This is a genomic window from Asaia sp. HumB (assembly GCF_030263835.1).
GTDB lineage: Bacteria > Pseudomonadota > Alphaproteobacteria > Acetobacterales > Acetobacteraceae > Asaia > Asaia bogorensis.
On record NZ_JARPML010000002.1, the window covers coordinates 133,868 to 147,074 of the forward strand.

The 13,207-nt window shown below is 61.8% G+C and carries 13 protein-coding genes; 9 read left to right on the forward strand and 4 right to left on the reverse strand.

What is annotated here, in order from left to right; genetic code table 11:
- Window positions 1-6 precede the first annotated feature (6 nt).
- The 6 genes from pdxH to P5689_RS01980 all read left to right on the forward strand — a co-directional run bounded on the left by pdxH (window position 7) and on the right by P5689_RS01980 (window position 6,120).
- On the forward strand, window positions 7-618 hold the full coding sequence (gene pdxH, locus P5689_RS01955) for a pyridoxamine 5'-phosphate oxidase (RefSeq protein ID WP_285531897.1): 612 nt from the start codon (window positions 7-9) through the stop codon (window positions 616-618).
- A 75-nt stretch (window positions 619-693) separates the two neighbouring features.
- Window positions 694-1,581, forward strand: a complete 888-nt coding sequence (locus tag P5689_RS01960; protein WP_285531898.1) for a universal stress protein — start codon at window positions 694-696, stop codon at window positions 1,579-1,581.
- 71 nt (window positions 1,582-1,652) lie between these two features.
- Entirely contained in the window at window positions 1,653-3,647 is a 1,995-nt protein-coding gene (locus P5689_RS01965; RefSeq protein ID WP_285531899.1) for a glycosyltransferase N-terminal domain-containing protein, read from the forward strand.
- Window positions 3,644-4,630, forward strand: a complete 987-nt coding sequence (gene lpxK, locus P5689_RS01970; RefSeq protein WP_336717341.1) for a tetraacyldisaccharide 4'-kinase — start codon at window positions 3,644-3,646, stop codon at window positions 4,628-4,630. Before P5689_RS01965 ends, lpxK begins: the two co-directional genes overlap by 4 nt.
- Window positions 4,631-4,639: 9 nt before the next feature.
- On the forward strand, window positions 4,640-5,566 hold the full coding sequence (locus P5689_RS01975; protein ID WP_285531901.1) for a lauroyl acyltransferase: 927 nt from the start codon (window positions 4,640-4,642) through the stop codon (window positions 5,564-5,566).
- A gap of 182 nt (window positions 5,567-5,748) precedes the next feature.
- Window positions 5,749-6,120: a hypothetical protein gene (locus P5689_RS01980; protein ID WP_023978340.1), complete on the forward strand. Its 372-nt coding sequence runs from the start codon at window positions 5,749-5,751 to the stop codon at window positions 6,118-6,120.
- Between the two features lie 148 nt (window positions 6,121-6,268).
- On the opposite strand, the gene P5689_RS01985 is transcribed toward P5689_RS01980, so the two are convergent.
- The gene (locus P5689_RS01985; RefSeq protein ID WP_285531902.1) at window positions 6,269-7,666 is read right to left on the reverse strand and encodes a penicillin-binding protein activator; all 1,398 of its coding nucleotides are present in this window, start codon (window positions 7,664-7,666) and stop codon (window positions 6,269-6,271) included.
- Here P5689_RS01985 and rsmI point away from each other — a divergent pair.
- Entirely contained in the window at window positions 7,651-8,595 is a 945-nt protein-coding gene (rsmI, locus tag P5689_RS01990) for a 16S rRNA (cytidine(1402)-2'-O)-methyltransferase (protein WP_285531903.1), read from the forward strand. The two genes, P5689_RS01985 and rsmI, sit on opposite strands and share 16 nt — an antisense overlap.
- A gap of 128 nt (window positions 8,596-8,723) precedes the next feature.
- On the opposite strand, the gene P5689_RS01995 is transcribed toward rsmI, so the two are convergent.
- Genes P5689_RS01995 through P5689_RS02005 form a run of 3 tightly spaced genes read right to left on the reverse strand, consistent with a single transcriptional unit; the run spans window position 8,724 to window position 11,608 of the window.
- Entirely contained in the window at window positions 8,724-9,359 is a 636-nt protein-coding gene (locus tag P5689_RS01995) for an outer membrane lipoprotein carrier protein LolA (protein ID WP_285531904.1), read from the reverse strand.
- A 28-nt stretch (window positions 9,360-9,387) separates the two neighbouring features.
- The gene (locus P5689_RS02000; RefSeq protein ID WP_285531905.1) at window positions 9,388-10,770 is read right to left on the reverse strand and encodes a glutamate--cysteine ligase; all 1,383 of its coding nucleotides are present in this window, start codon (window positions 10,768-10,770) and stop codon (window positions 9,388-9,390) included.
- Between the two features lie 58 nt (window positions 10,771-10,828).
- The gene (locus P5689_RS02005) at window positions 10,829-11,608 is read right to left on the reverse strand and encodes a 16S rRNA (uracil(1498)-N(3))-methyltransferase (protein ID WP_285531906.1); all 780 of its coding nucleotides are present in this window, start codon (window positions 11,606-11,608) and stop codon (window positions 10,829-10,831) included.
- 18 nt (window positions 11,609-11,626) lie between these two features.
- Here P5689_RS02005 and ubiA point away from each other — a divergent pair, with 18 nt between their 5' ends.
- On the forward strand, window positions 11,627-12,547 hold the full coding sequence (ubiA, locus tag P5689_RS02010) for a 4-hydroxybenzoate octaprenyltransferase (RefSeq protein WP_285531907.1): 921 nt from the start codon (window positions 11,627-11,629) through the stop codon (window positions 12,545-12,547).
- Window positions 12,544-13,194, forward strand: a complete 651-nt coding sequence (locus tag P5689_RS02015) for a methyltransferase (RefSeq protein ID WP_285531908.1) — start codon at window positions 12,544-12,546, stop codon at window positions 13,192-13,194. The genes ubiA and P5689_RS02015 overlap by 4 nt, the downstream gene beginning before the upstream one ends.
- The last annotated feature ends 13 nt before the right edge of the window (window positions 13,195-13,207 follow it).

The following is a 13,207-nucleotide window of genomic DNA, read 5'->3' on the forward strand; positions in this document are numbered from 1 at the left end:
CCTGTCATGGCTGAAGATACCACCCGCCCCCTTATCCCGCTCGACGCAGACCCCTTTGTTCTCTTCGCCGAGTGGATGAAGGACGCCGAGGCCAGCGAGCCAAACGACCCCAATGCCATGGCACTCGCTACCGCCTCACCCGAGGGTATTCCCTCCGTCCGCATGATCCTGCTCAAGGGCGCGGATGAGCGGGGTTTTGTGTTCTATACCAATCTCGAGAGCCGCAAGGGTGGTGAACTATTGAGCAACCCCCATGCAGCATTGCTCTTTCACTGGAAATCCCTGCGCCGCCAGATCCGTATCGAAGGTCCGGTTGAACCGGTCAGCGCGGAGGAAGCGGATCGCTATTTCGCCAGCCGCAGCCGCAATTCCCGGATCGGTGCCATCGCCTCCGACCAGTCACGGCCGCTTGCCGAGCGCGCTGATTTCGAAAAACGCATAGAGGCGGTGACAGCGCGTTTCGAGGGGAAGGAGCCCGAGCGTCCGGCTAACTGGTCAGGTTTCCGCCTTGTGCCCCGGCAGATCGAGTTCTGGCAGGACCGTCCCTACCGCATGCATGACCGCGCCACATGGACACGTGAAGAGAATGACTGGGCCGTTACACGGCTCTATCCCTGACACTACCTGACACGGGCGCACTCGCGGGACCTCGCCCACCCGGCCAGACACATCATTTATCTAGTGAGACCCCTCATGGCCAACGACGTCAGAAACATCCTCGTCCCGCTGAATGGCGCAGGCAATATCGATGCCGTTCTGCGTGTCGGCCTTCTCCATGCGCGCGCGTTCAACGCTCACCTCTCGACCGTTCTCGTGGGCGACGATCCCAATGAAATGGCAGCGCTCACAGGCGAGGGCCTTTCAAGTGCGATGATCAATGAGATGATGGAGGCGGCCGAGCATGAGGCGCATCGTCGCATGCTTCAGGTTCGGCTAAAATTCGATACGTTCATTCGCGACAATGACATCGAGCCCAAGCAGGGTTTTCTTGAAAACGACCCCCTCGCCCATTCACGACTGAGCGCCTCCCTCGAATTTCTGACGGGATCGGAACACGAAGCCGTGACCTGGCGAGCCCGCCTGTCAGACCTCACCCTCATGCCGCATCTAGGGCCCAACGATAATGCCCGTGCCTCGGAAGTCCTGCATGCGGTGCTCTATGATAGTGGCTGCCCGCTGGTTATTGCCCCCCCGACGCCACCTGTCAGTTCAGGCAAGCGCCTGTGTATTGCCTGGAATGGCACCGCAGAGGCGGCATCGGCCCTGCGCGGGGCTCTCCCTTATGCCAAACAGGCCGAAGCCGTGCAGATCCTCACCAGTGTCGATTATCACCGGCGCGGGCCTGAAGCAGACACCGTTCAGGATTATCTCAAGCTTCATGGCGTGAATGCCGAGATCAGGAATTTTAAGGGAATCGAACGCGATGTCGGTGCAGGAATCCTTACCGCGTGTGCAGATTTCGGCGCTGATATGCTCACGATGGGGGCTTACTCCCACTCACGGTTGCGCCAGATGATCATGGGGGGCGCCACCCGCCATGTGCTTGAACATGCTGGCATAACGGTTCTCATGAGCCGTTGATGTCGAACTTTTGCCATACCGCACCGGACATGCTACCGGCGCGGTATGGGTGACTTCCTTACAGGCGCCGAATGAACCGTCTTGAGCCAGAGCTCCAGACCGAATGCCGGGTCAGGCATCCGGGCCGCTCACGCGCCGAGCGCCTCCTTCTGACACTGGCACGCGCCTATCTGGGCTTCACCCAGGCCACCATACGCTGGTGCTTTACCGGGGCGCCCGAATCCCTTCCATCCCTGCTGCAAGCTCCCGATCGCCCGGTCGATGGCTGCATCACGGCCTGCTGGCACCGCTCCCTGCTTTTTTTGCCAGCCATGTGTCGTTGGGGGCATCGTCAAAACCCTGCTCTCAATTTTGGCGTCATGATCAGTCGCAATCGCGACGGTCGCTTCATCAACGACCTTGTGGCCCCCTGGGGGATCACCGGGGTCGAAGGGTCCAGCGACCGTCAGGGGAAGAACAAGGGAGGCAGCCGCGCCCTGCGCGAATCTGTCAAGGCGATCAAGAATGGTGCGGTCTTTGCCATAACGCCGGATGGCCCACGCGGCCCCGCTGAAAAGGTTCAGCCCGGCACCCCGGCTCTGATGCGGTTATCTGGCAGCCCTCTTATTCCCGTCGGGGGAGCCTGCACTTCGCTTCGCCTACCGAGCTGGGATGGGTTACGCGTCCCCCTGCCCTTCGGCCGCGGTTACATGCTCTATGGTGCCCCTCGAAAGGGAGACGCCTCCCCCGAGGCCATCGAGAACGATCTGAAAGACCTCTCTGCCAAAGCCGAGCATTATCTATCTGCTGGCCGTTTTACCCTGCCGGATCATCTCTGGCACTTGCTGGGCATGGTCCTTACGCCGGGGTTGCGGGCCATGATGCTCGTTCGCCTCAGGCGCGGCAAGGAGCGGCGCGAACGTCTCCCGGAGCGTCGGGGCCGCGCGAGCCTTACGCGGCCGACCGGTCGAGTTCTGTGGCTGCACGCGGCAAGCGTTGGTGAGACCCATTCCATCCTCCCCCTGATCGAGACGTTGGCAAGGCGCAATCCCGGCTGGCACTTCCTTCTCACCAGCGCCACCATCGGCGGCGCCGATATTGTCGCGCATTATCTTGGCCAGGCAGCGCACAGGGATGCGCGCATCATCCATCAGTTCATACCCTATGATACGCCGCTCTGGACGCGACGCTTTCTGGATCACTGGCAACCCGAAGCCCTGCTTCTGACCGATAGCGAACTCTGGCCGGGGCTGATCCTTTCCTGCACACGCCGCGCCATTCCTGTAGGTGTTCTCAATGGTCGCCTGTCGGAAAAATCGTGGCGACGCTGGCACAAGGCACGCCATATTGCCCCGCCCCTGTTCCGCCGTCTGGCTTTTGTGGCCGCGCGAGGCGAGGAGGACGGGAGGCATTTTCGTGACCTCGGGGTGAAGGATGTCGTCTGTCTGGGCGACCTCAAACAGGATGCGCCGCCGCCGCCAGTTGACCCGGTCGAGCTGGACAGACTCAGACGCCTGATCGCGGGGCGACCGGTTTTCCTCGCCGCATCGACCCACCCCGGTGAGGACGAGATCATGCTACGCGCCGCTCACCTGGCGCGAGAGCACTTTCCCGCTCTCCTGACCATCATCGCCCCCAGACACCCGGTAAGGGGTGAGGATATTGCCACCCTCACCTCTCCGGCAGCGCCCCGGCGTAGCGCAGGCGCCGACCCTGCTGCGCATGATGCCTTCTGGATTGCCGATACACTTGGCGAGCTGGGCTTGTTCTACCGTCTGGCCGATTGCGCGTTCATCGGCAATTCGCTGATCCTACCCGGCGGGGGGCATAACCCGTTCGAAGCGGCAAGGCTCGATGTCGCCCTTGTGACCGGGCCCTTTCATGACAATTTTCGTCCTGCCTTCACGCAACTGAAGGGGCTGGTTGAGACTATACATGACGAGACGCAACTGGCTGACTGGATTGTAGAGGTGTTGACCAACCCTTCCCCCTGGAAAGACCGCGCCTGCCGCGCAAAAGAGACCATCGGGTCGGGACATGATGTAGCACTCAGGCTCGCCGAGAAGATCGAGACGCTGTGCGCCTGAAACTTTCCCCACCGGCTTTCTGGCAAAAAGCAGCACCTGGCTGGCAGGCACGCGCCCTCAGGCCTGTGTCATTCCTGTTCGATACGGTCGGCCTCGTCCGGGCGGTACGCGCACGACCGTCGACAGCGAGCATTCCGGTCCTATGCTGCGGCAATCTCAGCGTCGGCGGTACGGGCAAGACAATTCTCGTCCGGGATCTGGCGGCGCGGCTGGCTGCCCGGGGTGAGCGCCCGCATATACTGAGCCGCGGCTATGGTGGAAGGCTGAGCGGGCCACTGCGCGTGGACGTCCATCACCACACCGCGCAGGATGTGGGGGACGAACCTTTCATGCTGGCGCAAGACTTCCCGGTCTGGATTGGCGGAAACCGCGCGGAAACCGCTCACCTCGCCACCGAGGATGGCGCAACCTGCCTCATCATGGATGACGGCCTGCAGAACACCACCTTGCGCCAGACCATGCGGCTCATCACTTTCGATGGCGCCGTCGGCCTCGGCAACGGTCAGACCCTCCCCGCCGGCCCTCTTCGCGAGCCGGTCAGCCGTGGACTCATGCGCGCCGATGGGGTCATCATCATCGGTCGCGACGACGCCCATCTCGCCACTCATCTACCTTCCTCGATCACGGTTCTGGCAGCTCGGCTCATCCCGTCTGCCACGATAAGGCGGCTCCAGGGCAAGCAGATCATCGCCTTTGCCGGAATCGGTCGTCCCTCGAAGTTCTTTGACATGCTGCGCGAGGCGGGAGCGCCCCCCATGCGCAGCATCGCCTTTGACGACCATCACGCCTATACCGAGCGCGACTGCCGCCGCCTGTCAGTACTCGCCCGTCAGCCGCGAACCGCCCTGGTGACAACACGCAAGGACTGGGTCAAATTGCCCGTCTGGCTGCGGGAAGATGTCAGCGTGATCGATGTCGAGCTTCTCTGGGCCGACCCCGAAGCGCCCGAACGCCTGCTGGACCAGCTATTCGCAACTGTGTAGAGCCGCCTTATGAGCGACACTCCCGCGATCACACTTCTGCACCGCGCCGAATACATGGCGGCCCGCCTCGCCCTCGCAGCGTTGTCCTCGCTGCCCGCGGCGATGGCATCCAATCTGGCGGGCTGGGTGGCGCGTGCAATCGGTCCGCGCCTGCCTGTCTCCCGTGTCGCCGACAATAATCTGGCGCTGGCTCTACCCCGCCTAACAACCGGGGAACGTGCCGCGATCATCGTGGATGTCTGGGATAATCTGGGCCGCACATTGGGGGAGTTTCCCCATTTGCACCGCTTGCAGCAAAACACGGAATCCGGCCCCGGATGGAGCATCAGCAATGCCGAGGCGCTGGAGATCGTGCGGGCCACAGGCAAGCCTGTCATCTTCTTCTCGGGCCATATCGGCAACTGGGAAATGTTGCCAACAGTCGTCGCACGACACGGCCTCCCTTTCGCCTCGTTCTATCGTGCTGCAGGGAATCCGCTCATCAACCGGCTCATCATCGCCCTGCGTTCACGCGCAATGGGGGTCGAGACGCCGATGTTCGCCAAAGGCGCAAAGGGCGCCCGTCTGGCGCTTCGTCATCTCGCCCAGGGGCATCATCTCGGTATTCTCGGTGATCAGAAAATGAATGACGGCATCGAATGTCGCTTTTTCAATCTGCCTGCCATGACAGCCTCCGCAGCAGCGGCCTTTGCCGTGAAATACGATTGCCCGATCGTCACGGGTCGCATCGTCCGGCTTGGCCCCGCCAGATTGCATCTGGAAGTCGGTCCTGTCCTCTACCCCAATCTCGGGGCGCGCCGTACCGATGAAATTGGCAGCCTGACGCAAAGGCTCAATGACCAGCTGGAACGCTGGATTACAGAGAAGCCCGGGAGCTGGCTCTGGCTTCATCGTCGCTGGCCGAAAGAATTGTATACAAGAAAATGGCGTAATTAACGGTCCAGACAGTCCGGAAGTTTCTTTTTTCCTATCTGAACATAGGTGAAACGAAGCATTGCTTTTCTGCAACACCCCGCCGCCACGATGACGGAAAACGTCATACAAACGCAATTTTACGTTGAGACCGCCCGCTTTTGCCGTCTAGCCTCAGTGTTGTACCAGAAATGAGGACGCAACGTATGGCCCAGACGCTGCCGTTTCCCAAGAACGAAACTCCAGCACCTCTCAGCAATGTGATTCCGCTGCGCTTCAATGTGCTGCCTCGTCATCGCGAATATCTTTCGCAGTGGCTGCAGGCTGGCCTCGCGATGGGGCTTTGCGACGCGGATATCGAGACGGAATGTCTGGATGGACGCAGCGAAGCTGTCGCTCATATCCTGATCTGGGTTCGCGAAAACGCTGACCCCGCCTATATGATCAAGCCACGCGGACTGCGCTGGGTTCTGATTGACCATATCCGCGACCACGAACTCGGGGTTTACCCGAGCCTTGAACTCGCCCTGAACACAGTTCGTCCGGTACTGCCGCTCAAATCCATCGCCGCCGCCTGAGTCTTATCGAGTCAGGCTGGCAGAACGGAGCCAGACCCGTCACAGCGCTCAGGTCAAACCCGGGCGCTGGAAAACGACACGCCCGTATTCATGAGGGCGAACCAAGTCTCTGCAGCCGCCCCCAACGTGGCGGAGCCTCGACATAAGCTTAACGGGTCAGGCGCCTCGGTGCGGCCGATGCCATTTTAACCCCACCGCCCGGCAGAATTTCAAACAGGGCAAGGCCGCGTGCCACAGTGCCATCGCCTCTCAGCACGAATGTCCCATCGGCGCCGGCGAATCCGTCCGGACGCAGCAGCGAGCTTTCCGAGAAACCGTCAGGACGCTGGCTCAGCACTGCCGCCATCGTGGCTGTGTCGTAGGCAACATTGGCCAGAACTGACGGGGCATAGCCGTAGCGTGCGCGATAACGCTGCACGAAGTCATTGCGGAAGGACGGATCGGGCGCGGCAAACCAGCCGCCATGCAGGGCACCGAGCTTTGCGGCAAACGCATTCCAGAGTGCCGGCCCCATGATACGGGTCTGTCCCGTATCGATCGCAGCCTGCTTGAGGCCATCAATCACATTGCCAAGCTGAAGCCCCGTATCCCCCAGCAGCAGGGCGTCGAACGGCGGCGGAGCGAGAACGGGTTTTGCAGGAGCCGATGTCGCCGTGCCAGAAGCGGGCGAAACCGTCGCACCAGGCACCGCCCCCTTTGAAGGATCGGCAGCATTGCCGCCAGAAGCGGGCGCGGGTGATGCCTCGCTACCCAAAGGGTTGACAGCATCCGGCTCGGCCGGGGTAGCCGCGGCGGCCTGCTTTGATGCCTCGTCCTGGCGCGCTTGCCAGTCAGACAGGGTCTTGAGACCTGCCGATATCGACTCGGCAGTGCCGGTATGGAAAGCGATATTCGGTTGCGCCAGTCCGCGCGCGGCACAGGCCTTGCCCAGTGCGTCAGCAAGGGCGTGACCAAGCGCCGAGTCAGGAAGATAAGCGGCGAAATTCTTGCGCCCTTCAGCGCTGGCGGCCTCAACCAGACGGTTGACCTGCTGCTCGACTGTTATACCCATGACCCAGACGCCCGGCTTGGCCTGAACCTGATCGCTCGTATAGGCAAATTCGGGGATACCGGCTGGCTGAACGAGGGTTGCAACCGGACTTGTCTGCGGGGCAGTCAGCGGCCCAAGGATTACGCGATCGCCCTGATCAATGGCAGCGCGTGCTGCTGTCTCGGCGGTCTGACCGGGCGCGTCGGTATCGCGTATATCAAGCGTAACCCCATGCCCTTCAGGCACGGCGATATGGGCCGCATTCGCCATCTGCTGGCCAAGCTTGCCGAAGCGACCGCTCAGCGGCAACAGCATACCAATCTTTTTGGGTCCAGAAGCGTCCTGAGCTGCCCCCCCCCCGATCTTGGCGACGGGCGGCGGTGTCTCGGGGCCACCACAGGCAACAAGGGCAAGGGCTGCGACACCGGCGAGAGCGGAAACCTTGCATGCAGAGGCCGACCTGAGCGATGTGAAGGAAACCACGCGCTGACGGGGACCGAATGTCCGACCTACCATCTTATACCCACACTCCTGATAATGACTCGCCCCCTGAGGGCTCGTCGCATCCTTATGACAATTCTGGCAATTCTGCGACTCTTCCCCCCGGCAGCCTCACTCTGATTGCCACACCGATCGGCAACCTGGGCGATATCAGCACCCGGGCGATCGAAACCTTGAAAGCCGCCGATGTGATCCTGTGCGAAGACACGAGGGTGACAACCAAACTGCTCAAGGCCTATAACGTTTCCACACCGACACAAATTCTTCACGATCATAATGAGCAGGATCGTCTGCCAGGGCTGCTCAACCGCATGGCTCAGGGCGGGCGTCTGGCCCTTGTTTCCGATGCCGGAACCCCGCTTGTTTCGGACCCCGGATACCGTTTGACACGTGCCGCCATCGGGGCAGGGTTGTCTGTCGGGGCCATACCCGGGGCCAATGCGGCGACGCTCGCCCTCACGCTCTCGGGTCTGCCGCCCCATCCTTATCTATTCAGCGGGTTTGCCAGCCCGCGTTCATCGGCCCGCCGCAGCCAGTTCGCGGTATTGCGCGCCGCCGAGCAGGCGGGTTTCACTGCAACGCTCATCTGGTATGAAGCGCCCCACCGCCTGCTGGACATGCTGGATGACCTGATCGCTGTTTTCGGCCCCGAGCGTGAAGCCGCCGTGGCGCGTGAACTGACCAAGAAATTCGAGGAGATCCGTCGCGGATCGCTCACAGAGATCCGTGAGCACTTCTCCGGGACAGCACCGCGCGGAGAAATAACGGTGCTGGTCGGCCCTCCGGGCGATGAAGCAGTTGATACCGAGCACGATCTGGACGCCCGTCTTGTCGAGGCGCTCAAGACCCATTCGGTGAAAGACGCGGCGGCTCTGGTCGCCGGGGCGGTCAATCTGCCCAAGCGCGTTGTTTATGCCCGCGCGCTGGAGATTGGTAAAAGCTGATCAGTGACCAAACGCGAGGAAGGCCGTAGGTCGCGGCCGCCTTGCGTCGGCGCGGACATCATACCGGCTCAAGGTTGCCCATCGAAGCGCGGAAGGCGACCTACCCCCCGCACTTCAGGGTGATCACGTCAGTCCTGTTCCTTCGGCAGTGCGAAAAGTGTCGCCGGGTTGCCGGGATTGGAAACGACGTTGAACAGGTCGATCTGTGTCTCGCGTCCTTGCGCATCCTTGACCATCCATGATTTCAGCGTCAGGGGGGAGTCATTGAAGATAAGTGTCAGGCTACCCTCTGACGGCGTCGCCGTGCGAACCAGCGTGACCTGCACCAGCCCATGATCGTGCTGGAAGGCCGTCACCGTCACATCGCCAGACAAGCGCAGATCGGGCCGTAGCAACAGGCCGAGCGGTGTCCGATCGAGCGGTAGCGTCGTGACCTGCCCGAGTTCCCGATCCTGATAGACAACCTTACCATCATTGGCGATGAGCAGCAGCGGGCTCGGCTTATCGTAATCGAAACGCATCTTCCCCGGCCGGTCCAGCCAGGCCTGTCCCGTGGAGCGACTGCCATCGGGCGCGATCTGCTGGAACCGCGCCTTGATCGCATGGATAGCGTTCAGCGCATCCTGCACCCGGGCAATCCAGCCAGCATCGGTGGGCTTTAGAACCGCAGCCTGAGGCGTTGCCGCAGCGCCTTGGGCCAGAACCGTGCCTGGGGTAATGGACAGGATGCCAGCAAGAAATCCGCCCACAAGTAAGGCACGCATGGAAAATCGTGGCTGAATCGCGCTCATTTCAGATCGCCGCTTCTTCAAAAACGTGACGTACATCGCCCTGCCAGGCTCCCTTGAAACGCTCCACCCAGTGCTCGGCCTGGGTCGGGCCGCCATCAGCAATGATCTGGAGCGGGGCAAGACAGACCTCCTCACCCAGACCACGTGCACGCAGCCCCTGATCAGCCAGCGCAATGACGCGCTTGGCGAGCGCACGTAGGCCGCCGGGGAAAGTCGCGTCCATCGCCTTGCGCGGCACTTCGGCACGCAGGGCGCGATAGACCGACCAATCCTGCTCACGAACCAGTGCCTCGGCTGCGACCAGAGTCGCCGGATCATAGAGCAGCCCGACCCAGAGCGCCGACTGAGCCAGCATCATTGCCGGACTACCCGCATCGGCACCGCGCATTTCAAGGAACTGCTTGAGGCGCACATCAGGGAAAACCGTCGTCAGGTGATCCTCGAAATCACCCATCGTCGGGGTGACACCAGCAAGCGCTGGCTGCGCCTTACCTTCCAGCCAAGCGCGGAATGACGCCCCGGCGACATCGCGTATCTCGCCATCGCGCATGATGAAATACATCGGGACATCAAGAACCCAGTCCACATACTGCTCGAAGCCGAACCGGTCGTCGAAACAACAGGCTGGCATGCCCGAGCGCGCGTTGTCTGTGTCGGTCCAGACCTGCGCACGGTTCGACAACAAACCGTTCAGCTTTCCCTCATAGAAGGGAGAATTCGCAAAGAGCGCCGTTGCGAGCGGCTGCAGCGCAAGGGAAACGCGCATCTTGCGAGCCATGTCCTCCTCGGAGCTGAAATCGAGATTGACTTGAACCGTGCAGGTGCGGGTCATCATATCCAGCCCGAGTGTACCGACTTTCGGCATGTAGCGTCGCATGATCGCGTAACGGCTCTTGGGCATGATCGGCATGGCATCACGGGTCCAGAGCGGCTGAAAACCCAGAGGTGCGAAGCCGAGACCAAGCGCCTTGGCCGGTTCTCTGATCGCGTCGAAATGCGCCTGCATCTCGTCGCGTGTCTCGTGCAGCGTCGCGACGGGACGTCCTGACAGTTCGAACTGCCCTGCAGGCTCAAGCGAAAGAGATTCGCCCTTATGATCGCCCTGCCCCTTGAGCCCTATGAGCTTGTCATGATCGGTGATGGCCTGCCAGTCACGCCCGTCAGCCATGACTGCCTCAAGGAGCGATTCGATACCCTTCGGCGTGTAGGCAGGTGCCGAATAGGCTTCGCGGCCCGAATGATCGCCCGGCAGAACAAAGCCGAATTTCTCGTGCTCGGTACCGATGCGCCATGACTCCTGTGGCTTGGCCCCATCCGCAAGAAGTGCAACGAGCTGCGCCTTGCTCTCGATGGGCGCGTCATTCAGGTCACCGGGATTGGACATGGGCGGTACTGGAGCCTCAAAGGGAGATTTCTGGAAAAAGAAACTGTCGAGTTTCGTCCTATATGGACCGTGATGCGCGAAACGCCAACTGGGCAAGCCCGGCAATCACTGCCGTATCTGCCCTGAGGATCAGATTTCCCAGCGAAACCGGCCTGATCGCGCTATGCGTATTCAGCAGGCGGCGCTCGCTCTCCGAGAATCCACCCTCCGGCCCGATCAGCAGGCCGTAATGCGACGGTACCGGGTCAACGCCCGGACACTGCTGTCGTTCCAGCGCTGCGTAGAGCGGGTAGGACTGGGGCCATTCATCAAGCAACTGGGCCAGTGGCCGCAGCGGTTCGATGGCTGGAATGTCGAGCCGCTCGCACTGTTCCGCAGCCTCGATCGCAATGGCGCGAAATCTCTCCGCGTTGATGCGGTGCGTATTGGTGCGTTCGGTGATCACAGGGGCGAAACGTTTGACACCCATCTCAGTCCCCATGCGCAGCACAAGATCGGTGGCGTCGCGCTTGAGCGGGGCAAACACCAGAACCGGCCCCGGCACCTCCACCGCAGGACGGCTGAGCGTGGTCAGGACCGCCTGCCCCCGGTCCTTGCGCTGGATCTCGAGGCGCGCTGTCCATTCGCCCGCCCCTTCACCGAATACGCAAAGCGCGTCCCCTTCGTTCAGCCGCAGAACAGCGGTGAGATAGCGCATCTGCCCCGGATCGAGCGCGATTGCTGTGCCCGCCCCCATGCCGGGAAGGAGTTGATCCAGATAGAGCCGGGGGGCGTCCTGCATGTCTGCCTCGTGATGGGTGATTGACGTTCCCTGTTCATAGACGCAATGAACCCTCATGACGACATGGAGACCTCAATGACGCGCGAGACCGTGCCCCATACCGACATTCGCGCTCATGGCTGGATCGCCCGTATGCCGCGCGCATGGCGGCCCTATCTGCTGCTGGCCCGTCTCGACCGCCCTGTCGGCACGTGGCTTCTCCTCTTGCCCGGCATCTGGGGAATCGCGCTCGCCGAGGGCGCGACATTTTCCCGTCGCGCCGTGCTTATCGCCCTTTTCGCCATTGGCTCCCTCGCCATGCGGTCAGCGGGTTGTGTCGTCAATGACATCTGGGACCGCAAGATCGACGCCCAGGTTGCCCGTACTGCAGGCCGCCCTCTTGCCAGCGGCGCCGTCTCGGTGCTTCAGGCCCTCTGGCTGCTGGCAGCCCTGCTCGTTATCGGCGCGCTGGTGCTATTCCTGCTTCCAGCAATCTGCTGGGCGCTCGCGCCGCTTGCCCTGCTTCTGGTCGGTCTCTACCCGGCAGCCAAACGCGTAACCTGGTGGCCGCAGCTCGTCATGGGGTTCACCTTCGGTTTCGGCGCCCCCATGGGGTACGCCGCTGCCGCAGGGCGGGTCGATTGGGTCTGTGCCCTGCTCTATGCCGGCACGATCCTGTGGCAGCTTGGCTTTGACACCATCTATGGCTTTCAGGACATGGATGACGATGCCCGTATTGGAGTGCGTTCAACCTCGCGTCTCTGGGCAACGCAGGCGCGGCCTTTCATCGCTGCCTGCTACACAGGGGCGGCCCTCCTCCTGTCGGCAGCCATCACACTGGCTGGGCTGCACTGGAGTGTCTGGCCCCTCGCGCTCCTGTCCAGCCTCATGCTGGTCAGTCAGATCGTTCGTCTGGATATCCGCAACCCGGCGCTGTGCCTGATGCTGTTTCGTAAGAATGTCCCGTTCGGCATGGTTCTGGCCGCGGCACTGATCTGCGGGCGGGTGTTGTCGTGAGAGAGGCCGAAAACTTCATTGCCAGTCAGACGGTTATCGAAACCGCGCCCCTCGTCCCGGAGCTGAGGCTGCATCTGGCCACTGAAATCACCCCGATCTGGCAGGCGACAGAAGCCCACCTGGCCGAGATGAACATAGAGCCGCCTTTCTGGGCCTTTGCGTGGCCGGGCAGCCAGCTTCTCGCCCGTTTCATCCTCGACAACCCGGCTCTGGTGCGGGATCGCATCGTGCTGGATTTCGCCTGTGGGGGTGGTCTAGCGGGCATCGCGGCAGCACGATCCGGCGCCGCAGAGGTGCTGGCCAATGATATCGACCACCTCGCCCTTCAAGCCGCGCAACTTAATGCCAAGTTGAATGGCGTTGGCCTCACCCCGCTGGAAGGCTCCATCATCGGCACATTGCCCAAGGCAGATCTGCTTCTTTGCGGAGATGTCTGCTACAACCAGCAGATGGCCGACCAGATCATTCCGTGGCTGCGTCACTGTGCGGCCCATATGGAGGTCTGGATGGCTGATCCGGGCCGCCCCTATGCGCCGAAAGAGGGTATCAAGACGTTGAGCGTAACGGAGCTGCCCACAACGATGGAGCTGGAGGGCAGAACAGCGCGTGAAACACGCCTGTGCCGAATTCTGCCTCTACCGGCCTGACTGGCTTCAGCCC